This window comes from Myxococcus sp. AM010 (assembly GCF_013372585.1).
Lineage (GTDB): Bacteria > Myxococcota > Myxococcia > Myxococcales > Myxococcaceae > Myxococcus > Myxococcus vastator.
On sequence record NZ_JABXEO010000082.1, the window covers coordinates 16,292 to 39,355 of the forward strand.

A 23,064-nucleotide genomic window follows, 5' to 3' on the forward strand; every position below is an offset into this window, starting at 1 on the left:
GGCGTGCTCAGCTCAAGGGGCGGAGGAGAGGGTCGCGACGTCGTTGAAATCGTCGGGTGCATCAGCCGTCGTGCTGTAGGTGTTGTCGGAGCCACCGCCGGTCATGACGGTTCCCGGGCTGGTGACGGCGGGGGCGTTCTCGTTGGTGATGAGCGCCTGGATGACGGCGCGCGTGGGGCGGCTGCCATCGGGACCGACGACCTCGCCAATGGCGATGAGCCAGACCTGCTTGTTGTCGTCGAGCGCGCCGGACGGGTCGCCGTCCTCGTCGTCCCGGAGGAACACGCGGTAGCGCACGTTCTCCTGGCGGGGGTAGGCGGCGTAATCCTCGCCGCTGGGACTCTGCCGCTCCGCGGGCGCCAGGTCCGCCTCATTGATGGCCAGCGAGTTCCAGGTTCCCGCCCCGCCCGGTCCTGGAAGCACCTCGAAGTAGGGTCGGGCTCCACCGTTCAGGCCGGGCTCGTTGACCTGCAGGGCCAGCATGGCCTGGATGGCGGGGGTGTAGGTCTCATCGACGCCCAGCCGGATGCGCATGGCCTCACGCGCTTCCGCAAGCCCCGCTTGCGCCGCGAAGTACGCTTCTTTGTAGCGGCGGCCGTCACCCTGGACCTCCGCCTCGCGGCTCACCATGCCGTAGCTGAGGAGCACCGCGAGGGTGACCATCGTGACGATGCCCATGGCGAGCAGCAGCGTGAAGCCACCTTGCTGCCGTCGGGCTGTGGGACGTTGCACCATGTCGCGGGACTCCCTTGGACTCCGGCCCTTGAGGGCGATGCCAGTGTTGCTCACCACGCAATTGCCATGCCTGAGCGGCGGCACTGTAACTGGCCGGAACTCGTGGGCAACGTTCGGGTCGCACTTCAAGGCTGGGTCTGGGGCGACTGCGCAAGAGTTGCGGAGTTGCAATTACTTGCGGGGTTTCCGCTAGGCCTCTGTGACTTCTCGGGTTCCTATTTTCTGAGGAAGTCGGACGCCTGAGCCGCGTCTGCCAGACTCCCCGTGACGCTACAGAGGGACTGCGTAGATAAAATCGTTCAGCCCTGCCATAAGTCACAGGACCGTCACATCGAGGGTTCCTATACTCCCGTCGCCGTCCGCACCTGGGTGTCGTCGGCGAATTCACCTCTCGACTCCAGAGTCCGACAGCATGACGAAGACGCTCACCTCCCTCCTGTGCGCGGCGGTTTCGCTCACACTTCTTTCCCTGGCGTGTGGTGAGGGCAATCCGCCTCGGGTGCCGCAGCCGCTGGAGGATGGAGGGGTTCTCTGGACGGAGTGCAGCCCCGAGGGCGTCAGGGAGGACTGCTCGCAGGGTGAATCCTGCATCTTCGTTGCTTCCCATGACCGCCACCTGTGCGTCCGGGCTTGTGATCCGCGGACCGCGTGCGAGCACCCGGATGCGGTCTGCTGCCCTTCGTCCGGAGACGGTGCCGAGGGCGGCCACTGCGTGCCGAACAACGCGTGCGAGCAGACCGACGCGGGCGTGGACGGCGGTTCGCACGAGGAGACGGACGGTGGCGTCCAGGAGGATGGCGGCACGGCCACCGATGACGGCGGGACCCAGGAAGAAGACGCGGGAGTCGACCCGGAGCCGGATGCTGGCACCGAGCCCGACGCGGGCACGGATGCCGGTACGGACACGGACGCGGGCACGGATGCCGGCACCGACGCAGGGACTGATGCCGGTACGGACGCGGGCACGGATGCCGGTACGGACGCGGGCACGGATGCCGGCACCGACGCGGGGACTGACGGCGGCACGGAGGCGGGTCACACCGCCATCCGGGTGATGGCGTCCAACCTCAGCAGCGGCAACTACCAGTCCTATGATCCGGGGCACGGCATCCGCCTCATCAAGGGCGTGGACCCGGACATCGTGCTGATGCAGGAGTTCAACTACGCGGACAACTCGTCATCGGACATCCGCTCGCTGGTGGACCAGATCGCGCCGGGCTTCCACTACTCCCGGGAGACGGGCGCGCAGATCCCCAATGGCATCATCAGCCGCTGGCCCATCATCCAGTTCGGCCAGTGGCCCGACCCGCGCGTGTCCAACCGGGACTTCGCCTGGGCGCGCATCGACATCCCGGGGCCCCGCGACCTCTGGGCGGTGAGCGTGCACCTGCTCACCTCCAGCGCCAGCAACCGCAACGCGGAGGCGCAGGCCATCGTCAACGAGGTCCGCTCGCAGATTCCCGAGGACGACTACCTCGTCATCGGCGGCGACCTGAACACGGACAGCTTCAGCGAGTCCTGCTTCGCCACCTTCCGGCAGGTCGTGACGACGGCGGGTCCGCACCCGGCGGACCACAACGGCACCACGGGCACCAACCGCAACCGCAACAAGCCCTACGACCAGATTCTGGTGGACCAGGACCTGCGCCAGTACCAGCAGGCCACCGTCATCGGCTCCAGCACCTTCGCCAACGGGCTGGTGCTCGACAGCCGCACCTACCGGCCGCTGTCGGAGATTGCCCCGGTGCAGTCCGGTGACAGCAGCGCCTCCAACATGCAGCACATGGGCGTGGTGAAGGACTTCCTCGTCCCCAACTTCTAACGGGACGCCTTCTCTGTCGGGTTCGCGGCGGCCGTCCTCCTGGGCCGCCGCGGGTCTCGGCTCAGAAGCTCCACTTGTGCTTGTTTCGCTCGATGAAGCGCGCCACGGGAGGAATCCGGGCGATGAGCGGCGTGAGCACGAACACCGCGGCCAGGCGCAGCGGCTTCACCACCTGCGACGCCGCGTAGGCCGCCGCCCAGCTGCCCGCCTTCTCGCCAGTGCTGCTCGGCTCGAAGCCGAACTCAATGGCGGCGTAGAAGCCCACAATCACCAGCCCGAAGATGGCGTAGTTCACCACCAGCGCCAGCGGCCCGTATTCGAGCATCAGGTTCTTGAAGCGAGCCATCAACGAGGGCTTCGCGGGCTTGCTCGCGGCCTCGGCGGGTGGGGGCGTGTCGGAGACTGAAGGATTCACGTCGGGCTCAACAGGCGGCATGGCGACACCATGCCCCAAACCCATGCTGGCCGGGAGATGGAGCGAGCGGACAGGAGAGGGGCGGGTGGCGCTCTTCGTTGTCAGGAGCCGGGGGGCGGGATAGAGGAGGGCGCGCGACATGAAAGCCTCCCATCGGTCCCTCCTCCTCGTGATTGTCGCGGTGCTCGCCGCAGACCAGGTGACCAAGTACCTGGCCGTCTCCCGGCTGACGGATGCCTTGGATGGGCGGGAAGGCCTGGCGCGGGTGACGGGCTTCGTCACCGAGCGGAACCTGGACAACCGCCCGCCGCCCGAGGACGGGACGTTCCGGGTGTTGCGGCCCTATCGCTTCATCGAGGACTACTGGCACTTCCGCTACGTGGAGAACCCGGGCGCGGCCTGGGGCATCTTCGGCGACCTGCCCGACGGCGCGCGGCGCCTCTTCTTCCTCGTGGTGAGCCTGGTGGCCATGGGCTTCATCCTCGTGATGTACCGGCGCATGCCCGCGGAGCAGCGGCTGGCCCGGGTGTCCCTGGCGCTGGTGGCGGGCGGCGCGCTGGGCAACTTCGTGGACCGGCTGCTGCGTGGCTACGTCATCGACTTCATTGACTGGCATTGGCGCAACCAGCCAGGGATGCGCTGGCCGACCTTCAACGTGGCGGACGTGGCCATCAGCGTCGGGGTGAGTCTCATGCTGCTGGACTCGTTGCGACCGACGAAAAGCCCCAATCCGTGACGGGCGGGCGGCGGCTGGTGTAAGTCCCGGCCCGTGCCGCGCAAATACATCATCCTCCTCGCCGTCACCCTTGGCGTCATCGCGCTCGACCAGTGGACGAAGTACGTCGTCGTCCGCGAGCTGACCACCCAGATGGAGGGCAAGGAGCGCCTGGGCGACCGCCTGGCCGCGATGTACTCCGCCCCGCCTCCCCAGGGCTTCAACGGGCTGCACTACCAGCCCCGTCGGCACATCGAGCTTTCGGAGTCGTTCTTCCGCCTCCGCTACGCGGAGAACCCGGGCGCCGCGTGGGGCATGTTCCGCAGCCTCCCGCCCGAGACGCGGGTGCCGCTCTTCCACGTGGTGAGCATCGCCGCGGTGCTCCTCATCTCCCTCTATTTCCGCAAGCTGTCTGGAACGGACCCGGAGGAGAAGTGGGCGCTGTGGGGGCTGCCGCTGGTGCTGGGCGGCGCGCTGGGCAACTACATCGACCGTGTCGCCCGGGCCTTCGTCATCGACTTCCTGGAGGCCCACTGGTTCGACAAGGTGGCCTGGCCTTCCTTCAACGTCGCCGACGCGGCCATCTGCATTGGCGTGGGCATGCTCATCGTCGACTCCTTTGTCCGCAAGGAGAAGCCGGCCCAGGCAGCCGGGCGGGCCTGAAGGCGCGCATGCGGGTCGTCCCGCCCGCGCAACGAGGGTAGCCTTCGTCGCCATGCTCCCCGTTCTCGTCCACCTCACCTTCACTTCGCTCTGGTCGCAGCTCCTGCTGTACGCGCTGGCCGCGGGCACGGTGGGCTACGTCGTCTTCAACGGCTGGCGCAGCGCCGAGGGTGCGCTGGATGCCCGGACGGGCACGCGCGCGCCGGTGTCCTCGCGAGACCGGCTGCTGCGAGCCGTGGGGTATGGCCTCGTGGGCGCGGTGCTGGCCTGGTCCGCCCTGCGGTACTCGCTGCCGCGCGGGGCCTTCCCGGGCGCCCAGGGCGAGGGCATCCCCGTGCACACCTATGGCCTGCTGCTGGCCCTGGGCTTCACCGCCGCGGTGACGGTGGCGGGCCGGCTGGCGCAGGACGAATGGCGCACGCTGGAGCTGAAGAACGGAGCGTGGGTGGACGTGGAGGGGCCGAAGAAGCGCGAGCAGCTCATGGACATGACGGTCTGGATTCTGCTCGGCGGTATCGGCGGGAGCCGGCTGCTCTTCGTGCTCGTGAACTGGCAGGACTACGCCCGTGACTGGACGCAGGTGTTCTCCCTGGGCGGCGGGCTCGTCTTCTACGGCGGCTTGATGGGCGCGTCCGTGGCCGCGTTCGTGTTCGCGCGGATGAATGGCCTGGACTTCTGGCGCCTCGCCGACGTGTGCATCCCCACCGTGTCGCTGGGCCAGTGCCTGGGCCGCCTGGGGTGCTTCAGCGCGGGGTGCTGCTGGGGGGACGTGGCGCCCGCGCATGCCGCCACCGCGGTGCACTTCCCCGGCAGCGGGGTGGCGCAGGACCTCCTGGGCGGGCTCGGCAACACGTCCAGCCTGGCCTATTCGTCCCAGCTCCAGGACACGCGGTACGTCGTGGAGGCCACGGGTGAAATCTTCCACCACGCCGCGCCTGGCGCGGTGCGCATCTCCGACTGGGTGGCGCAGCAGGGCCACACCCTGGGGCTGTACCCCACCCAGCTCTTCGAGTCCGTCGGGCAGGTGGTGCTCTTCGTGGGGCTGCTGTACGCCCGGCGCTACCGCCGCTTCCATGGCCACGTCCTGGCGCTGTGGCTGATGGCCTACGCGGTGCTCCGGAGCACGGTGGAGCTGTTCCGGGGGGACGTGGAGCGAGGCACCCTGCACGGCCTGCTCCAGTCGCTAGGGGCGGGGGAGCTGGCCTCGGCGGTGCCGCTGGAGGCGTGGTACAATGTCTCCACCAGCCAGGTCATCTCCCTGTGCATGTTCACCTTTGGCGCGGTGCTGCTCGCCCAGAAAGGCCGCCGCCGGGAGAGCGAGGCGGCAAGCCTGGGGCCTACCCCCTCGGCTACGTGAGGTTGAATCGCGCGGGCCTCTTGAGGACACTCTGAGGAGTCATGCCGCCCCCAGACGCCCGACAGTCCGCATCCAAGAGCTTCGCTGGCAGGTCCACCTCGGCCGACCCCGGCTCCAGCGAGGCCGTCCTCCATGAGTGCGAGGCCCTGGAGGCGGAGGTCGCCGTCCTCCGCAACCTCTACGAACAGTACTTCCTGGGCAACGAGCGTCAGGCGCCGTCGCGCGCTCACGAAGACCTCAAGAAGCGGATGAACAAGCTGAAGGGCGCGTTCATCCGCAGCACCTCCGCCAAGTTCCGCGTCGCCAGCCTGTACAACAAGTTCCTCACGTACGAACGGCTGTGGGTGCGCACGCTCCAGGAAATCGAAGCGGGCACCTATCGCCGGGATGTCTTCAAGGCGCGCCGCCGCGCGGAGAGCCGGAAGGTCAGCTCGCCAGGCGCGGCGGGCCAGAAGGGCGTCGTCGAGCTGCCGGAGGACCTCTCCGACATGGACTTCGAGGAGGTGGAGGAGCTGAGCCGCCCTCGCCCCGTCAATGAGCCACAGGTGGCCGCCACCCGCTCCCTCCAGGCCACGGGTGGAACGCCGTCGAAGGGCGCGCCCGCGGTCGCGCCGCTGACGCCCACGGGGGGCAGCACGCCGCTGCGTGGCGCCCCCGCCGTGGCGCCGCTGACGGGCATTCCCTCCGTGGCGCCCGTGGCGGGGACACCGCCGCGCGGCCTGCCCACGGTGGGTGGCACGCCTGCTCAGGGCACGTCGGTGGCGCCGCCGGGCATGGCGGCGAAGGCGCCGGGCGCCGTGGCCAGCACGCCGCCTCCGTCGCGGCCCGCTTCAATGCCACCTCCCTCCACCGCGTCCCGGCCTCCCACTGCGAGCGGCGGGGGGATGGCGGACGACAAGCTGCGTGCTGTCTACGACGCGTACGTCACCGCGAAGCGCCGCTGCCAGGAGGACACGTCGAAGCTGTCCTACGAGTCGGTGGCGGCCACGTTGCGCAAGCAGGTGCCGGAGCTGCTCAAGCAGCACAACGCGAAGGCGGTGGAGTTCAAGGTCGTCATCAAGGACGGCAAGGCGTCGCTCAAGGCCGTTCCGAAGTAGCCGTCACCTGACAGTGCGCGGGGGCGCACGGCGTTGGCTGGACGCAGGTGTGTGCGCACGCCCTTCCGCTGCCGACCTGCCCCCCGCGCCGCGAGTGTCGGGGATCGTCGCCTGCTGAAAAAACGACTGCCTCTGCTGCCAGAGCGGGTTGTCGCCCCGGGGGTGCCTCCCTAGCTTGCGTTTCGCGTAAGCGGCCGGTGGACGGCGCGAGACACTGCGGGAGGCGACGTGGGGATTCGGCGGAGGTGGCTCGGGCTGACCATGGTGATGGGACTCTCCCTGCTGGGCACGGGATGCATGTCGCCCTCTCAGGAAGCCCAGGAGCGACTCGCGGCGCTGGAGGCCGAAGGCGAGGCGATGGACGCGGTGCTCGACTCCGTCGAGGAGCGGCTCCTGGGCAACCAGGCCATGCTCCAGACGTGGCAGGAGCTTGGCCGCCGCCACCAGGAGGTGACGCAGCTGCACTGCGAGACGTCCGACCCGCACATGGTCGCGATGATGAAGCACTACAAGAAGCAGGAGGACCGCGCGCGCCAGCTCAAGCGACGCGGCAGGGGTGTCGCCTCGGTGGACAAGGCGGTGCTCACCTCCGGCAAGGCGCGGCGCGGCAACAACTGACGGCGCTCAGACGCTGAGCCTTTCGCGGAAGCGCTGCGACTGGCGGCGGGACATCTCCACCTCGCGGCTACCGCGCAGGCGCGCCACCAGCGTGCCGCTGGGCCCAGGCTCCAGGGACTCGATGAAGTCCAGGTTGATGAGGTGCTGGCGGCTGGCGCGGAAGAAGCGCGCCGGGTCCAGCCGCTCCTCCAGATAGGTCAGCGAGCGCAAGAGCAGCGGCGCGTGTCCGTCCAACGTCAGCCGCGCGTAGTTTCCCTCGGAGGTGATGAGCGGGACCTGCGCGAGCTGCACCAGCCAGCAGCGCTCACCCTCCTTCACGAACACCCGCTCCAGCGGCGTGCCCGGCGCATGTCCGTGCGCGGGCGCCACCGCGGCCATGCGGCCCCGCTCCCGCACGCGCTCCAGCGCGGTGGCGAGCCGCTCCGGTTCAATGGGCTTGAGCAGGAAGTCGAGCGCGTTCACCTCGAAGGCGCGCACGGCGTGGGCGTCATACGCGGTGGTGAAGACGACGTCGGGAGGCTCCTCCAGCCGCTCGAGCACGTCGAAGCCCGTCCCGCCCGGCATCTGGATGTCGAGCAGCAGCAGGTCCGGCGACAGCGCTTCCACCCGGCGGCACGCCTCGTCCACGTGTGTGGCCTCGCCCACGATTTCCACATCCGGGAAGGCCGCGAGCAGGCGGCGCAGCTCGGCGCGGGCCAGCCGTTCGTCGTCAGCGATGAGGACTCTCATGACAGGGGCAGGGGAATGCGGACGCGCGCGGTGGTCAAGGACGTCCGCGTGCGGTCCAGGTGCAGCGAGGCGCCAGCGCCGCACAGGAGGCGCAGCCGCTCACTCGCGTTGTGAAGGCCCACGCCGCTGCCCTCCATGGGGCGCGCGGCCGGCGTGGCGGTGTTGGAGACCTCCAGCAGCAGCACGCCCTCCTGGATGCGCGCGGAGACCGCCACCTCGCCGCCTTCGGGCAGCTGCGCCACCCCGTGCTTGATGGCGTTCTCCACCAGCGTCTGCACCAGCATCGCGGGCACGGACAGGAGCAGGGCGGACGGCTCCACGTCCTCGCGAACGCGCAGGCGGCTCTCCAGACGCACGCCCTCCAGCTCCAGATAGTCACGCACCACCTGGAGCTCCTGGGCCAGCGGGACGGTCTCCTTCTCCCGGGAGGTGAGCGCATGCCGCAGCAGCGTGGACAGCCGTGTCACCACCTGCTGCGCGCGGGCCGGGTCCTCGGAGATGAGGGCGCGCACGCTGTTGAGGCAGTTGAAGAGGAAGTGCGGCTGGAGCTGCGACTTGAGGAAGCGCAGCTTCGACGCCTGGGCCGCGGCCTCCAGCTTCCAGCGCTCCAGCTCCATGGCCCGGGCCTGCTCCACCGCGTGAACACCGAAGTAGAGGAGCAGCCACAGCGTCATCATCACCGTCCAGATGAAGCCGCTGATGAGGAAGCCCATGGGCGAGGCCTCATCCGGCGTGAAGACCCCCAGCACGGAGGTGCTCAATCCGAAGGCCGCGATGTTCTGCGTGACGCCCAGTCCCACCGCCGTGAGGAAGACGCGCGGGGCCAACCGGGAGACGGGCAGCCGGGCCCACGCTCGCAGGGGCAACCCGAGGCGCGCCAGGTGCGTGATGAGCGCTCCGCACGAGCAGAGCACCCACCAGGACGCCCAGATGTCGGGCCTGGGCGTCAGCAGCGTCAGCAGGGAGTTGAAGGTGGCGTAGAAGCCCCAGCCTCCGACCTGGCAGGCCACATAGACCCAGGCGCGCGCCGACGAGGACTTCATTCAAGGGCTCCCTGCTTCAAGGCCGCGCGAGTCCACCACACTCACTGACGCGGCTCCACCCGGGCCACGGACGCATGGGCGCCGAGGAAGCCGTCCAGCTCCCGGAAGAAGCCCTCCGGGTCGTCCCACATGATGAAGTGGCGGGCCGTGTCGTGCATGACGACGCGCGCGGTGGAGAGCGTGGCGTACTGGCCCTTGTACACGGCCTCGACCGTCTCACGCGGCACCTGGCCCTTCAGCGCAATCCATGAGCCGAGGACGAGGGTGGGCGCGCTGATGCGCGGCAGCTCCGGGCGCAGGTCGGTGGTCATCAATTCGTACATGGCCAGGGCCACCGTCTCGGTGTCCGACTGGTTTCCCCAGCGGAAGGCGACGTCCTGCCTGGCCGCGTCGGTGATGTAGCGGCGCAGCGTCTGCCGCTGCAGCTCATTGCGCTGGGCGACGGGCTGGGTCCGCAGCCGCGTGCGCATCTGGTCGGCGTAGGGGCGGCTGCTCTCCACGGTGGCGCCGGGATACATGCCGGCGGGGAGGAAGGGCAGGCTGTCCACCACCACCACGCCGCCCACCCGCGCGGGGACGTCCGCGGCCACCGCGAGCGCCAGCACCCCGCCCAGGCTATGGCCCACGAGGATGGGCTTCTCCAGGCCCTGCTCGCGCAGGTACTCGGCCACCGCGCGGCGCTGCGTTTCGAAGAAGGGTCCGGGCAGCGCGGGTTGTCCCGCGAAGCCGGCCAGCGTGAGGACGTGGGCGTCGTATTGGCCGCCGAGGTGCGCCACCGTCTCACGCCAGACCTCGCCCGACGACGCGAGGCCGGGGATGAACACCACCGGCCGGCCCTGGCCGGAGCGCTCGACGCGGAAGGGCGCGGGCGCGGCGGACGCCGTGGGCCCGGAGGCGGTGGCTTCCGACGTCGCCGCGCCGGACGTGGACGCGCAACCGGAGAGCAGCGACAGGACGAACAGCGACGAAAGGGCGTGGCGACGAAGCATGAAGGGCTTCCTGGTCGGGAGGGGAGAGTGCCGCGAAAGACAAGGTACGCCCCGGGCGTGCACGCGCTCCGGATACTCCATGAGCGGTTGCCGCCGGTGATGAGCGGCGTCCGGGCGGGGCGGCTGGCGTGAGCCCTTGGGACGCGAGGACGAGGCGCGCACCTTGATGCCGCCTGTCTGCATGCCAGGCGAGGAAGGCAATCCGCCGCCGGGCCTCATCGAGCGCCGCTGCTGTCGGCCAGCGCCTTGAAGCGGCTCAGCGTCGTCGCAGCAGCCACGCGCGGGCGGAGCGGTCCATCGCGGCGACGGCGCGGAGGAAGAGGCTGGGGGACATGCGGCGCAGGCGCCAGCCCCAGCGCGCATCCGCCATGGGGACGGTGTAGAGGCTTCGCGCGTCCACGGCCTTGAGCAGCCTGCGCGCGATGACCTCCGGACCCAGGCGAGCCGCGTCCATCATCCCGACGGCGAGGGCGCGAAGCGTGTCGTTGGCGTAGGCGCCAGAGCTGGCAATCTGGGTGCGGAAGAAGCTGGGGCACGCCACGGTGACGCCGATGCCAGTGGCCTTCAGCTCGGCGTGGAGCGTTTCGGAGAGCGCGACCACGCCCGCCTTGGACACGTTGTAGGCCGCCAGGTCGGGCACGTACACGAGCCCCGCCGCCGAGGCGATGTTGAGGATGTGGCCGGACCCCTGCCTGCGCAGCCGGGGGACGAAGACATGGCAGCCGTGGATGACGCCCCACAGGTTGATGTCCAGCACGCGCTTCCATTCGGAGAGCGACAGCTCGCCCACAGGACCCGCGCTGACGACTCCCGCGTTGTTGACCAGCAGGTCCACGCCGCCCAGGGCGCGCTCCGCGGCGTCGGCCATGGCCTCGACCTGGGCCGGCTCGGTGACGTCACAGACCTGGACGTGCGCTTCGCCTCCCGCGCGGGTGACGCGCAGCGCCGTCTCCTCCGCGGAGGCGGCGTCGAGGTCGGTGACGAGCACGCGGGCCCCTCGGCGTGCGAGCTCCTCGCAGAGCGCGCGGCCCAGGCCGCTGCCCGCGCCGGTGATGACGGCTCTTGGATGGGATGGAAGCGTCATGTGTGTCGTTGCGGCAAGGGTCCAGCATGTCCCCGCCGCCGCCTTCGCCGCCATCACCCCGCGGCGCCTTGACGCGAGCGCCCGGAACGGTCCGGACACCGGGTGCTCCATGACACACCTGACATCCCTGTCCCAGAATCGCGAACGCGGCTCCTCCGAGGGGCGGAGACGCCAGGCAAGCAAGCGCGGGCGCCAGTGACGACGCGGGCGAATCCGGGTACAACCGCCGCTGTGAGACGCGCCTGGTGCGGAGCGTTCGCCGCCATCGCGGTGGGCCTCTTCGGATGCAACGACTTGGAGGTCTGTGGCTCCACGGCCAGCGACATCACGCGTGATGGCGGGGAGCCCTACCGCTGCGTCACGTCGGAGGACTGCCCGCGCACCTCGCGCGTCAACGTCTGCGTCACCGACGTCTCGCCGGTGGAGGTCTGCGTCCGCTGTCAGGACACGAAGTGCGTCACCGTGACGCCGGAGGCCTGTGACTGATGAAGTCCTTGCGGCTCGCGCTCGCCGTGCTGTCCCTGGCCGCCACGGCGTGCCGGGACAAGCCCGTGGACCATCTCCAGCGGGCCCGTGACGCCACCTTCGAGAAGCGGCCCGACGAGGCGCTCGTCGAGTACCGCAAGGCCTTCGACGCGACTCGCCACGACTCCTCGCCGGAGGCGCTGGTGCTCCGCGCGCGCGCCCTCAAGGGGGCCGCGGATGTCTATTGGCTGGAGCAGCGCAAGGTGAAGGAGGCGGTAGGCGTCTACCGCGAGCTCATCCAGCAGTGCCCCGAGTCACCGGAGGCGCTCGAGGCCCGCATCATCCTGGCGGACCTCCTGCGCGTGCACTACCGCGACGTGCGCGGCGCCATCGACCAGCTCACCGCGGCCCTCAAGCTCAATCCACCGCAGGGCGCGGAGCTGCACTACCTGGTCACCAAGCTCTACTTCGAGCTGGGCGACTATCAGCAGTGCGAGCTGGAGACCCGCCGAATCATGGAGCGCTTCCCCACGAGCGCCTACGTGGATGACGCCCTGTACCTCCAGGCCCAGGCCCTGGCGATGATGGAGGGCCGCCGCCAGGAGTCCTCCCGCACCTTCGCGGACCTGCGTACGCGCTTCCCGGACTCCGAGCTGGCGCCGCACGCCCTCTTCGAGATGGGCAAGCTGCGCGCCGACGCGGGGGAGAACGAGAAGGCCATTGAGACCTGGGTGGATGCGCTGAAGACGCACCCCGACCCCGCGCTGGTGCAGGACTACATCGCGCGCGCGCGCCGGCGCATCGCCAACACCACCGCCACGGGTGTGGGTCAGCGCGAGGTGGCCTTCGACCGCGTCCGCCCGGCCCGGACGTCGCTGGAGGCCGTCGGTGGCCGCCCCGAGGAAGCCGCGCACGAGCACGACTGACGCGGGGCGGACACGCCGCTCTACGCCGGGACGTCCAGCGTCGCTTCCAGCAGGGTCGCGGGGCTCGCCCCATCCTCGGAGAGGGCCGCCAGGAGCACCCGCACGCGGCCTTGCTCCACCCGGGCATCCACGCCCGTCATCGACAGGTGTCCGTCCAGCGCGTCGAGGAACTGCGGCGAGCCATCCGGCGCCAGCACGCCCACGACAGAGCCGCCCACGGTGGCCGCCGGGCCGGTGCTCCCCGCAGTGGCGGTGAAGACCATCCGCCCGCCGGGAAGCGGCGAGGCCGCCGTGAAGGACAGCCGCATGCCTCCGGCCTGTCCCAGCTCCCAGCGGCGCGTCATGCGCACCACGTCCGGGCCCAGCGCGCCGGCTTCCAGGCCGCGCAGCACCCGCTCCGCGTCCAGGTCCACCAGGGCGTCGGTGCCGGGCTCGCCGCTGCCGCGCTGGAGCAGCCGCAGCAGTCCGCCCGACATCGCCGCCCCGGCGATGCGCAGCGGTCCCAACTCCCGGCTGAGCTGGGTGTACAGCGCCGTGACGTCCACGGCCCGGGCGTCTCCCGCCAGGGTGCCGTCCGCGCCCAGGGCGACCACCGCGCCGCGCTGCCTGCCCGCGGAGGTGCCCGCCGGCAGCACCAGCAGCGAGCCGTGGGGCGAGCCGCCCTGGGGCGCCAGCAGGCAGGGCACCTCCAGGTCGGGCCGCGACGACTTGAGGGAGACGGGCTCGTCGGGCTGGTGGTTCGCGAAGAGCACCACGCCATGACCGGGGCTCTCCGCCGACAGGGGGAACGCGGCCAGGTGCAGCGGTTCCTCCGCGACGGTGTAGAGCCAGTCACCCGCGCGGACCAGTCCGCTCAAGGCGGTGACGTGAGCAGGACGTCCTGGCGTGACGTGCGCCTCCAGGTCCAGGGTGCGCCGTGAGGTCAGGTGAAGCATGGCCGTGTCTCCCGCGAAGCCGCGGCCTCACGGGCCCCGGCGCTTCAGAGCAGCGTACCGCGCAGCAGGAGACTGGCGACGGTGAAGTAGATGAGGACGCCGCTAACGTCCACCAGTGTGGCCACGAAGGGGGCGGAGGCGCTCGCGGGGTCGAATCCGAACTTCCGCAGCACCAGGGGCAGCATGGAGCCGGCCAGGGTGCCGAACGTCACCACGCCCAGCACGGACAGGGCGACGGTGATGCCCAGCGGCAAGGCGTGCTCTCCGTAGACACCGGTGATGGAGTTCCAGATGAGGATGCGCGCCAGGCCCACGACACCCAGCACCAGGCCCAGCACCAGGCCGGAGAGCAGCTCGCGGCGAGCCACGCGCCACCAGTCCCGCAGCCGCATCTCGCCCAGCGCGAGGGAGCGGATGATGAGCGTGGAGGCCTGACTGCCGGAGTTGCCGCCCGAGGAGATGATGAGCGGCACGAAGAGGCTCAGCACCACGGCGGTGGCGATTTCGTCCTCGAAGCTGCTCATCGCGGTGGCGGTGAGCATCTGCCCCAGGAAGAGCACCAATAGCCAGCCGATGCGCTTCTTCAACATGCCGAAGAAGCCGGTCTCGAAGTAGGGGGCCTCCAGGGCCTCCATGCCGCCGGCCTTCTGGATGTCCTCGGTGGCCTCTTCCTGGACGACGTCGACGATGTCGTCCACCGTGACGATGCCCTTCATCCGCTGCTGGGCGTCGAGCACGGGCAGGGCCATGAAGCCGTGCTCGGTGAACAGCCGGCTCACGGCCTCCTGGTCGGTGTCCTCCGACACGGTGATGACGTCGCGCTGCATGACGTCCGCCACCCGCTTGTCGCTGGCGGACTGGAAGAGCTGACGCAGGGACAGCACCCCCTGCAGGTGCTGTTCGGCGTCGAGCACATAGGCGTAGTAGACGGTCTCCACCCGCTCCCGCGCCTGCTTGCGCAGGTAGCTGATGGCCTCGTCGATGGACATGTCCGGCCGCACGCGGGCGAAGCGCGGGTTCATCAGACCGCCGGCGTCGTCCTCCGCGTAGGCCAGCAGCACGTTGACTTCGCGGCGGCTGGCGTCGTCGAGCTGCGAGAGGATGGACTCCGCCTGCTCGGGCTCCACCGCCTGCACCAGGTCGGCCAGGTCGTCCGGGGGCAGCAGCCGGACCCAGGTGCGTCGCTCGGCCGGATGCAGGTGGAGGATGACCTCCGCCTGCTCACGCGCCGACAGCGCCAGGAAGAAGTCGTCCGCCACCGAAGCGGGAAGCAGCCGGAAGCCCTCCAGCCGCTCGTCGACGGAGAGCACGGGCCACGCCTCGTGCAGTTCCTCCATGGAGAGCGCGGCGCTCTGGGGGCTTTCCATCATGGGGGCTCACCTCCGGGCGTGTCGGGTGGAGCGCGTGGTGCCGCGGCGCGCTGGCCTCTCTACACCCGGAGGCCGGGCACCGCGAGAGGCAGGCAGGCGACATTTCGCGCTTTTCCGTCCGTGTGTGCCCCAACCGTCTCGTTATTTCAACGAAGACGCGCCCCGCGCGAACACCCGGGTTTGACGGGTGGGGTCGCCCGCGTCCGCCTCCCAGTAGAAGCGGGGCGAGAGGGTGCGCGGGCCGGACGACAGGTCCGTGTTTCCGGGAAGCAGCTCCAGCCCCAGCGGGCCCAGTGACTCGGGCGCCACGGGCGCTGCTGCACCGACGCGTGACTGCCGCCACTGGATGAAGGGGAGTGCGAAGCCGGGGCGGAGGGGCGCGCTCACCAGCTCGAGTGGCGTGTCCACCACCAGGGTGCCTCGTTCGGTCAGCGCGCCCTCCACCGCGGCCCACCGGTACAGTGTCTGTCCTGGCTGCGGCAGGAGCAGGGAGTCCACGCGGGTCCACACCGCGCCGTCCTCGAGGCCCGCGGGCACGCCCGGCAGGCGCTGGCACGGCGCCTCCGAGGCGACGAAGGCCTCATCCGGGCCCAGCCGGAACGTGCACGCGTGGCTGTCGGGCTCCGGCGTCACCTGGATGACGCTGACCGCGTCGGGGCCCAGCCGCACGAGCAGGCCCAGCACCATGTCGACGCCGAAGGGCATCTGGTTGCCCTGTCCCCACGGCGTGGGGGCGGCGCCGGTGACGACGCCCGCCGGCGTGAAGGCGAAGCGATGCAGGCGCTCCGAGTCGAGCACCCACAGCTCCTCCGCGGTGGCGAGCCGGCTCTGGATGACCTTCACCGTGTCGCGCTGGTTGAGCAGGAGCGAGCCGGTGAGCTCGAGCTCCGCGCCGGTGTCGACGAAGCGGCGGACCCGGTCCTCGCCCACGACCCAGACGACATTTCCCGCGACGGCCACGTCGGGAATGCCGGAGACGCCGCCGAGGGGCGTCTGGGCCGCGGTCGTCGCGTGCACCGCCACGCCGTCACACAGCCAGGTGCCCTGCGTGGTGCGGTCCAGTTGCGTGCAGCGGGGCAGCGGGAGCACCGTTGGACCGCCTCCGGTCCATGCGCGTGACACGTAGGCGCCGAACTGCTGGAGGCTGCCCACCGGGGAGAAGGCGACGCGGACGTGGTGGCGCCCCGGGGTCGTCGGGGTGAAGCGGACGGTGGCGGACTGCCCATTGCCGGTGAGGGACGCCTCCGAGGCCACGGTGTGGTTGTTCGGGTCGAACACCTCCGCCGTGATGCTGTCGGGGACCTGGGAGGTGTCGGAGCCGTCACAGGAGCCGCGCAGGCTCGGCTGGACGTGGAGCGCCGCGGGGACCCCCAGCGACAGCAGGGGCGGGGGCTGCCCCGCGCCTCCTGGAAGCGGGGCGAGGCCGCAGTCCTCGCCGGTGTCCGCACACCCGGACAGGGACAGCATCGCGGACCATGCGAGCAGGCTGGGAACGGTCTTCATCGAGAAGGGGACGCCGCCCGGGTGACCTCGGCCTGGGGGAGGCGGCGCAGGCTCCAGGGCCTTCTTACCCCATTCGCGGGCCGGGCCGGAGACAGGCGTGAGGTCGTGTCCCATCGCCTGCTTTCCGGCAGCCCTTCCGGGTTGCCGTCATCGAAGAACGCCGCGGTAGCCCAACGGGTAGAGGCGCTGCACTCAGAATGCAGAGGGGGCGGGTTCGAATCCCGCCCGCGGCAAGGTTGTCTCCGGGACGTACCTCAGCTTGGACAAGAGCGCGCGCATGGGGTCGCGAGGTCGCTGGTTCGAATCCAGTCGTCCCGATTGCCACTACCCCGCCATCGGCGAGCAGAGCTCCACCAGGACGCCGTTGAGGTCTCTCACGTAGGCCACCGTCTGTCCCCAGGGCTTCTGCTTGGGGGGCTGCGTGGCCTCGGCGCCCGCCTCCACGGCGCGTGTGTACGCGGCGGCCACGTCGGTGGTGACGAGCGCCAGTTCGATGGCCGCGGCGTCCTCCTTCGGACGCAGATGACGCACGGTGAAGCCATGCTCCTTCGCCGCGCCTTCCTCGACGAAGGCCAGGGCGGTGGTGCCTGTCTCCAGCTCCGCGTAGGTGCCACTCTCGTGGATGAAGCGGCGCGCCAGTCCGAAGGCCTTCTCGTAGAAGGCGATGGCGGCGCTCACGTCCGGTACGTAGAGGATGATGTAGCCGAGCTTCATGGCGGACTCCTGTCGGTCAGTGGGACGTCTGTGTGAGGGCGTCGTCACATGGATGGCGTGCGCCTGTCTTGAAGGAATCGGACAGCGCTCAACCCACGAGTGCGGTGGGGGACACGCCGGCCAACTCCCGCACGTCTCGTGACAGATGCGCCTGGTCCGCGTAGCCGCATTCGAGCGCGACGTCACACAGGTCCGCGCACTCACGGGAACGCAGCAGGGACACCGCTCGCTGGAAGCGCAGGACGCGCGCGAGCAGCTTCGGCGGTACGCCGGCCTCGTCCAGGATGTCCCGGTGCAGGGTGCGCTCACTCACGCCCATGGCGCGAGCCAGCGCGGCCATGCGTATCTGCCCCGACGAGGCTTGGAGACATCCCAGGGCCTGGACGGCGCGGGGCTTCGCGACACTCCGGAAGGAAGCCCAGTGTCGAGCGATGGTGTGCTGGAGCAGGGCCATGGCCCGGTCCGGCGAGGCGCAGTCTTCCATCCGCCGCTGAAGCTGTGTGAGGGCAGGCGAGCAGTCCTGGACGGAGACGTTGAGCCCGCAGAGTTCACGGGGACTGACACCCAGCAGGGCCTGCGCCCAGCCAGGACGGAGCCGGACGCCCAGGCTCACCTCGCCGGGCTCGAGGTCGACGAGGATGAAGCGTTTCATGGGACCGACGACGGCCAGCCGGGGAGCGGAGAGCCACACCGGGCCTGGCGCGTGGTGGAAGCCGAAGATGAGGTCGGTGCAGCCATCCGGGAGCACCCGGTGCTGGCGGGGGAGGGGGGCGCCGTCGTGGGGCTTCCGGGGCACCCAGAACTGCCAGAACGCGTCCACCGCATCCGCCAGCTCGATAGGCGGTGCCCACTGGGTGTAGCCCTGCTGCTGTACGTCCTCCGCCATCGCGTCCCTGCTTACACCACTGGGAGCGGCGCCGGTACGTCAGTCCCTGCGTGGCCCGCGCGTCCGTTCCCCCATGAAAGGAGCGGTGGCCATGACGACGGTGAACCTGACGAACCGGGTGAATCCCCTCCCTATCGATTCCGAGCCGGAAGACCTGTTCGACGGCATCGCTTCCTTCTGACACCGCGCCCCGTGGCTGGGGCGCCCCCGCGCTCCTTCAGTTGTGCGGTGTCCCCGGCGTGTGGCAAGTGAGAGGCCCCTCTTGCTGGACACCCCGTGAGCCCGGTCACCCTGCAAATCAACCTCGCGCCCACGGACCATCCTCACGCGCGCCTCATCCTTCCGCATCAGCTTCGCCAGCTCGGGCCCTCCGTGCAGGAGGTGCTGCTCGTGCTGGACCTGCACCGCAGCCAGGGCAGCCGCTTCGCGGGGGCGTGGCTGGAGCGCAAGCCGAAGATGGACGCGCTGCTGGCGGAGCTGTCCTCGGCGGACGCGCGCATCCGGGTGGCGGAGGTGGACTACGCCCCCGCCGTCACGAAGGCGCTCTCCGAGCAGTTCTTCGGAGGCACCCGGCTGCCCATGAAGGACTCGCGCGGCGGGCCCTTCCATTCCTACTTCTTCGGGCTCGCGGCGGCGAAGCACCCGCACGTGCTGCACCTGGACGCGGACATGCTCATCGGCGGAGCGTCGCGCACCTGGATGGCGGAGGCGGCCGCGCAGCTCGCGTCACGCGAGGAACTGGTGAGCTGCAGTCCCTTGTCGGGCCCGCCGCGCGCGGACGGGACGATTGCGGGAGACACGCGCTGGTACGAGCCCGACGCAAAGGCCTCCCACGCGTTCCGCTTCCGGCGCTTCAGCAGCCGGGCCTTCTTCGTGGACCGCGACGCCCTGGTTCGCCGGGTGGGCCCGCTGCAGGCGAAGCTGGCGCCGCCCATTCACGTGCTGCGTGCCTTGCGCGCGGGCAATCCGCCGTACCGCGAGCCGGAGAACCTCGTCACCCGGAGGCTCACACGCCGTGGCTTGTGGCGGCTGGACTTCCTGGGCGCCGCGCCGGGCCTGTGGACGTTGCATCCCCAGTACCGCTCGCCCACGTTCTACGAGCGACTGCCGGAGCTGATTTCGCGCGTGGAGTCAGGGGACATGCCTGACGGCCAGCGCGGCCAGGAGAACGTGCAGGACTGCCTGGTGGACTGGTCCGACGTGCGGGCCGCGCGGCGGAAGTGGTGGCGGCGCGAGTAGTGCCCGCACCTCCACCTGGGGCCTCTGGCGTCAGCCCAGGGGCGACTCGGAGGTGACGATGCCGTCCAGGTCCGCGTAGACGTAGTGGCCGGGGCGGAAGGTGACTCCGGCGAAGCGGACCTCCTCGTCACGCTGTCCCTCATTGCGCTTGAGGCTCTTGAGCGGGTGGGTGCCCAGCGCCTTGACGCCGATGCGCATGCGGCCCACGTCCTCGGCGTCGCGGATGCAGCCATTCACCACCACGCCCGCCCAGCCATTCTGCTGGGCGAGCAACGCGAGCTGGTCTCCCACGAGCGCGCAGCGGCGGCTGCCTCCGCCGTCCACCACCAACACCCGGCCCTGGCCGGGCTCCTCCAGGGCTTTGCGCACGAGGGAGTTGTCCTCGGGCGCTCGCACCGTGCTGATGGGGCCCGCGAAGGTCCGGACGCCGCCGTAGTCCTGGAACCCGGGCTCGGCGATCTGGAACCGCGGCGTGCCCGCGTGGGCATCGCAGAGGTCGGCCGTCTTGAAGTCGGTGAATGCGCTCATGGGCTCCGAGCCTTCTCAGGCCTCGCGGGACGACGCAACGTCCAGGGCGCGCAGGTCCTCCTCCGTCAGTTGCAACGTGAACGCCCCCAGCAATTCCTGCGTCTGACTGGCGGACGTCGCGCTCGCGATGGGCGCGACGATGGTGGGCTGGGCGGCGAGCCACGCGAGCGCGACCTGGGCGAAGGTCGCTCCTGGATGCCGGCGCGTCACGGCGTCCAGGGCATCAATCACCGCCCAGCCGCGCGCGTTTCCATGCCGCTTCAGCACGCCTTCGGCGCGGGCCGACTTCGGAGGCGGCTGGTCCTTGCGGTACTTGCCCGTCAGGAAGCCCGAGGCCAACGCGAAGTAGGGCGCCACCACGAGCCCTTCTCGTTCGCAGAGGTCGCGGAGCGAGGACTCGAAGCCCTTGCGCTCGACGAGGTTGTAGTGCGGTTGCAGCACCGCGTACCGGGCGAGGTGGTCGCGGCGGGACACCTCCATCGACTCGGTGAGCCGCTGCGGGGAGTGGTTGCTGGTGCCCAGCGCGCGGACCTTGCCGGCGCGCACCAGCGCGTCGAAGGCCGCCATCGTCTCCTCCACCGGCGTGCCCAGGTCCTCGTAGTGCGCGTAGTAGAGGTCGATGACGTCCACCTGCAACCGGCGCAGCGAGGCCTCCACGCTGCGCTGGATGTGTTCGCGGCTCAGACCCTTCCCCAGCTCTGTCTGCGAGCCCACCTTCGTGGCGATGACGACGCGCTCCCGGGCGCCGCGCGACTTCATCCACTTGCCGATGAGCGTCTCCGACTCGCCGCCGCGGTTGCCTGGGACCCAGCTCGAATAGACGTCCGCCGTGTCGATGAAGTTGCCGCCGTTGTCGACGAAGGCATCGAGCACCGCGAACGAGGTCGCCTCGTCGGCTGTCCAACCGAAGACGTTTCCACCCAGGCACAGAGGAGAGACCTGGAGGCCCGTGGTTCCGAGCGCCTTGCGTGCTTCGAGCTTCGTCTGGGGCATTGCCTGTCTCTCCCTCGATGGGTTTCGTGGTCGGCGTAGCTAACGCGTCCCGAAGCAGGGCGCAGGTCAAAATGCCCCGCTCATCGGAGCGAACGTCGTGCGGTATCGAGCACTTCCCAGCGCTGCGGTTGCTCCGCGAGCAACGTGAGCCAGGGCGCCACTTCGTCTCGGGCCGCGGCGCTCGTGTCACGGAGCCGCTCCAGGACGGGCACGGCACGGCTCAGGCCCAGCCGGGAGATGGACTCCAGCAGCGCCTCGCGCACGCTCGCATCGGGCTCGGCGCTGTAGCGGGCGGCGAGCGCATCGAGGCTCGCGGAGAGCTCCGCCACGGGCGAGGTCGCCAGGGCCCGTGCCGCCGCGGCGCGCACGTCGGGGGACTGCGCTGACTGGAGCAGGGTGCGGACCTGCGCCACCGCCGGGCCTCTCACCGCTTCGATGGAAGACGCGCCCAGGAGCCCCGCCGCCGTGGCCGAATCGTCCGCGACGGTGGCCAGCGACACCGCGCGCTCCGCCACCACGCGGTAGCGGCCGGCGTCGCGAGCGGCCTCCTCCCGGAAGTTCTCCACGGCGGCCGCGCGGACCTCGGGCGCCGCGTCCGTCACCCAGTCGCGGTAGACGTCGCGGCCCTTGAGGACCTGGATACCCAACAACTGCGTGGAGGGCTCCCCGGTCTGTTGCAGTGAGCGAATCAACACGGCACGCAGGCGCGCGTCGGGTGTCTCCCTCACGCGGTCCACCAACCGCTCCAGGATGCGGGCCTGCCCCTCCAGCGCGTAGCGCAGCACCCAGGTGTCGGAGAGCAAGGCCAGCACGTCAGCGTCCTGCTCCTGGCTGAGGTGCCGCCAATGCACGTCCTCGGACAGTGACTCGACGAGCCCGCGAAGCTGTTCTCGCACGTAGCGCCGGTACGCCGGTGAGGCGTGCCCCTGGCGATACTCCGCGAGGAGCGCGGTGAACTCACACGGCACCTCCTTCAGCGGCTGCGCATGCGCGGGCAGGGGCGGGAGCGCCGGGCGTCCAGCGTCAGCGGCTTGCGGCGTCGAAGCGTCGAGGACGGTGGCGGTGTTCCTGTCCGGGGCACTCCAGAGGCGTGTGCCCACCACGGCTGCGCCCAGCGCCCCGGCGAGGAGGACCCAGCCGAGCCTTCCGCGTGGACTCCTCATGGCGTCCGAGCCTCCGCGTCCTCAGGGCAGCGGTGATACACGCGCTTGTTCAGCCACAGCCGGTCGAAGTCCACGTGTCCCGCGTCGTAGAGCGCCTGGAAGTCGGCGACGTCGCGCGCGAAGCGGCGGTCCTGCCTCGCGTAATCCCGCGCCTGGTGCAGGGCAGCGGCGCCACCGGCCCGGAGCGTGTACCGCAGGATTGCCCAGCGCACGCACAGGCGCTGCTCTCCAGGAAACGCGGCGCGGAAGTGGTTCAGCACCGCGCGCGTGTCGCGGCCATCGGACAGGGCCAGGGCCGCCAGCTCCCGGACGTTGGCGTCCGCGTCATGCTCGAGCACCCAGGCCAGTTGCTTCACGGTCCGCTCATCCAGTCGCACGGACAGGGACGCGGCCAGCTCCACCGCCAAGGCGCGGACGTGCGGGTCCTCGGACTCCCGAGCCAGTGTCAGGAGCCGCGTGAGGTACGGCTCCACCGAGCCCCCTGCCTGGAAGTCGTTCTTCATCACCCAGCCCAGCGTTCTCACCGCGAGCAGGGACATGCCCCGCGGCGCCGTGCCGCTCCTGGCCAACGCCATCAGCCGGTCCTGCGCCGGGGCGCCGAAGCGCGCCTGCGTCTCCAGTGCCTGCAGGGCCTGCGCGCGGTGGTCGATGGAGGCGTGTCGCTCCACCATCGTGAGGAGCCGCTCGGCCACGCGAGCCTCTCTCACCGCTGAGGCTTCACGCAGGCCGGCCAGCAGCACGGCGGCTTCGGGCGCGGGTGCGGAGTCAGCCCAGTCGAGCACCTGGAGCGCGGCCTGCGCGTCTCCACCCAGGACCTCCGGCATCCGCTCGGTGAGGAAGGCGACGGCGGCGGGGTCGTTCTGCGCCAGGGCCTGCTGGATGGCGGCGCGCACCGTGGGCAGTCCGTGAAGTTGTTCGAAGTCCAGGTAGCCCGCGCGGCAGGTGAGGCGCGGGAGCCGCTGGTGGGGTGGCTCGGCGGCCATGGCGGGGGCGGCGCCACACACGAGGACGAGCCAGAGCGCGCGGGTCCAGCCACGGGCTCGTGCGCGGAGGGCCTGGCTGTGGGGAGGGGAGG

24 protein-coding genes and 2 tRNA genes are annotated in these 23,064 nt (G+C 70.4%); 11 read left to right on the top strand and 15 right to left on the bottom strand.

All coding sequences use genetic code 11. The features are described 5' to 3' along the window. Positions 1–12: 12 nt before the first annotated feature. Complete coding sequence (locus HV826_RS29145; protein WP_255208173.1) at positions 13–735, bottom strand: type II secretion system protein; 723 nt, start codon at positions 733–735, stop codon at positions 13–15. Positions 736–1,147: 412 nt separating this feature from the next. Here HV826_RS29145 and HV826_RS29150 point away from each other — a divergent pair, with 412 nt between their 5' ends. Further along, entirely contained in the window at positions 1,148–2,557 is a 1,410-nt protein-coding gene (locus HV826_RS29150; RefSeq protein ID WP_176420282.1) for an endonuclease/exonuclease/phosphatase family protein, read from the top strand. A 61-nt stretch (positions 2,558–2,618) separates the two neighbouring features. Here the strand turns inward: HV826_RS29150 and HV826_RS29155 are convergent, their stop codons facing one another. Further along, on the bottom strand, positions 2,619–2,972 hold the full coding sequence (locus HV826_RS29155; RefSeq protein WP_176420284.1) for a hypothetical protein: 354 nt from the start codon (positions 2,970–2,972) through the stop codon (positions 2,619–2,621). A gap of 139 nt (positions 2,973–3,111) precedes the next feature. Between HV826_RS29155 and lspA (HV826_RS29160) the strand changes: the two genes are divergently transcribed. The 5 genes from lspA (HV826_RS29160) (at position 3,112) to HV826_RS29180 (ending at position 7,422) form a co-directional block, all read left to right on the top strand. Beyond that, positions 3,112–3,708 carry a signal peptidase II gene (gene lspA / locus HV826_RS29160; RefSeq protein ID WP_176420286.1) on the top strand — a complete coding sequence of 199 codons (597 nt, stop codon included), beginning with the start codon at positions 3,112–3,114 and terminating at the stop codon, positions 3,706–3,708. A 33-nt stretch (positions 3,709–3,741) separates the two neighbouring features. Next, a complete protein-coding gene (gene lspA / locus HV826_RS29165; RefSeq protein ID WP_176420288.1) occupies positions 3,742–4,350 on the top strand; it encodes a signal peptidase II in 609 nt (202 codons plus the stop codon). A gap of 52 nt (positions 4,351–4,402) precedes the next feature. Next, positions 4,403–5,707: a prolipoprotein diacylglyceryl transferase family protein gene (locus HV826_RS29170; RefSeq protein WP_176420290.1), complete on the top strand. Its 1,305-nt coding sequence runs from the start codon at positions 4,403–4,405 to the stop codon at positions 5,705–5,707. Positions 5,708–5,748: 41 nt separating this feature from the next. Continuing rightward, positions 5,749–6,804, top strand: coding sequence for an MXAN_5187 C-terminal domain-containing protein (locus tag HV826_RS29175; RefSeq protein WP_176420292.1), 1,056 nt, complete (start codon positions 5,749–5,751; stop codon positions 6,802–6,804). A gap of 228 nt (positions 6,805–7,032) precedes the next feature. Then, positions 7,033–7,422, top strand: coding sequence for a hypothetical protein (locus HV826_RS29180; RefSeq protein ID WP_176420294.1), 390 nt, complete (start codon positions 7,033–7,035; stop codon positions 7,420–7,422). Between the two features lie 6 nt (positions 7,423–7,428). On the opposite strand, the gene HV826_RS29185 is transcribed toward HV826_RS29180, so the two are convergent. The 4 genes from HV826_RS29185 to HV826_RS29200 all read right to left on the bottom strand — a co-directional run bounded on the left by HV826_RS29185 (position 7,429) and on the right by HV826_RS29200 (position 11,267). Further along, entirely contained in the window at positions 7,429–8,151 is a 723-nt protein-coding gene (locus HV826_RS29185; RefSeq protein ID WP_176420296.1) for a LytTR family DNA-binding domain-containing protein, read from the bottom strand. Beyond that, positions 8,148–9,194, bottom strand: coding sequence for a sensor histidine kinase (locus tag HV826_RS29190; protein WP_176420298.1), 1,047 nt, complete (start codon positions 9,192–9,194; stop codon positions 8,148–8,150). The genes HV826_RS29185 and HV826_RS29190 overlap by 4 nt, the downstream gene beginning before the upstream one ends. 41 nt (positions 9,195–9,235) lie before the next feature. Then, positions 9,236–10,183 carry an alpha/beta fold hydrolase gene (locus HV826_RS29195; RefSeq protein WP_176420299.1) on the bottom strand — a complete coding sequence of 316 codons (948 nt, stop codon included), beginning with the start codon at positions 10,181–10,183 and terminating at the stop codon, positions 9,236–9,238. A 256-nt stretch (positions 10,184–10,439) separates the two neighbouring features. Further along, entirely contained in the window at positions 10,440–11,267 is an 828-nt protein-coding gene (locus HV826_RS29200) for an SDR family NAD(P)-dependent oxidoreductase (RefSeq protein WP_176420301.1), read from the bottom strand. A gap of 195 nt (positions 11,268–11,462) precedes the next feature. Here HV826_RS29200 and HV826_RS29205 point away from each other — a divergent pair, with 195 nt between their 5' ends. Both HV826_RS29205 and HV826_RS29210 read left to right on the top strand, forming a co-directional pair. Then, on the top strand, positions 11,463–11,753 hold the full coding sequence (locus tag HV826_RS29205; protein ID WP_163782684.1) for a hypothetical protein: 291 nt from the start codon (positions 11,463–11,465) through the stop codon (positions 11,751–11,753). Further along, a complete protein-coding gene (locus tag HV826_RS29210; protein WP_176420303.1) occupies positions 11,753–12,658 on the top strand; it encodes a tetratricopeptide repeat protein in 906 nt (301 codons plus the stop codon). Before HV826_RS29205 ends, HV826_RS29210 begins: the two co-directional genes overlap by 1 nt. 20 nt (positions 12,659–12,678) lie before the next feature. Here HV826_RS29210 and HV826_RS29215 read toward each other — a convergent pair whose 3' ends face one another. From HV826_RS29215 to HV826_RS29225, 3 genes are all read right to left on the bottom strand, one after another. Beyond that, a complete protein-coding gene (locus tag HV826_RS29215) occupies positions 12,679–13,593 on the bottom strand; it encodes a DUF6929 family protein (RefSeq protein WP_176420305.1) in 915 nt (304 codons plus the stop codon). 44 nt (positions 13,594–13,637) lie between these two features. Beyond that, a complete protein-coding gene (gene mgtE / locus HV826_RS29220) occupies positions 13,638–14,963 on the bottom strand; it encodes a magnesium transporter (RefSeq protein WP_176420307.1) in 1,326 nt (441 codons plus the stop codon). Positions 14,964–15,104: 141 nt separating this feature from the next. Continuing rightward, positions 15,105–16,466 carry a PPC domain-containing protein gene (locus HV826_RS29225; RefSeq protein WP_176420309.1) on the bottom strand — a complete coding sequence of 454 codons (1,362 nt, stop codon included), beginning with the start codon at positions 16,464–16,466 and terminating at the stop codon, positions 15,105–15,107. 159 nt (positions 16,467–16,625) lie between these two features. Here HV826_RS29225 and HV826_RS29230 point away from each other — a divergent pair. Next, positions 16,626–16,699 (top strand) — tRNA-Leu (locus HV826_RS29230). 10 nt (positions 16,700–16,709) lie between these two features. Beyond that, a tRNA-OTHER gene (locus HV826_RS29235) sits at positions 16,710–16,784 on the top strand. A 6-nt stretch (positions 16,785–16,790) separates the two neighbouring features. Here HV826_RS29235 and HV826_RS29240 read toward each other — a convergent pair. Together HV826_RS29240 and HV826_RS29245 are read right to left on the bottom strand one after the other, a co-directional pair. After that, positions 16,791–17,180, bottom strand: a complete 390-nt coding sequence (locus HV826_RS29240; protein ID WP_176420311.1) for a VOC family protein — start codon at positions 17,178–17,180, stop codon at positions 16,791–16,793. A gap of 88 nt (positions 17,181–17,268) precedes the next feature. Further along, entirely contained in the window at positions 17,269–18,066 is a 798-nt protein-coding gene (locus tag HV826_RS29245; protein ID WP_255217477.1) for a helix-turn-helix domain-containing protein, read from the bottom strand. Between the two features lie 276 nt (positions 18,067–18,342). Between HV826_RS29245 and HV826_RS29250 the strand changes: the two genes are divergently transcribed. Continuing rightward, positions 18,343–19,305: a hypothetical protein gene (locus tag HV826_RS29250; RefSeq protein ID WP_176420313.1), complete on the top strand. Its 963-nt coding sequence runs from the start codon at positions 18,343–18,345 to the stop codon at positions 19,303–19,305. A 30-nt stretch (positions 19,306–19,335) separates the two neighbouring features. Here HV826_RS29250 and rraA read toward each other — a convergent pair whose 3' ends face one another. The 4 genes from rraA to HV826_RS29270 form a co-directional block, all read right to left on the bottom strand. After that, positions 19,336–19,833, bottom strand: coding sequence for a ribonuclease E activity regulator RraA (gene rraA, locus HV826_RS29255; RefSeq protein WP_176420314.1), 498 nt, complete (start codon positions 19,831–19,833; stop codon positions 19,336–19,338). A gap of 15 nt (positions 19,834–19,848) precedes the next feature. Beyond that, positions 19,849–20,826 carry an aldo/keto reductase gene (locus HV826_RS29260; RefSeq protein ID WP_176420315.1) on the bottom strand — a complete coding sequence of 326 codons (978 nt, stop codon included), beginning with the start codon at positions 20,824–20,826 and terminating at the stop codon, positions 19,849–19,851. An 80-nt stretch (positions 20,827–20,906) separates the two neighbouring features. Continuing rightward, positions 20,907–21,989 carry a HEAT repeat domain-containing protein gene (locus tag HV826_RS29265; protein ID WP_255217478.1) on the bottom strand — a complete coding sequence of 361 codons (1,083 nt, stop codon included), beginning with the start codon at positions 21,987–21,989 and terminating at the stop codon, positions 20,907–20,909. After that, a partial coding sequence (locus HV826_RS29270) for a hypothetical protein (protein WP_368671015.1) occupies positions 21,986–23,064 on the bottom strand: 1,079 nt, incomplete at its 5' end. The genes HV826_RS29265 and HV826_RS29270, both read right to left, overlap by 4 nt.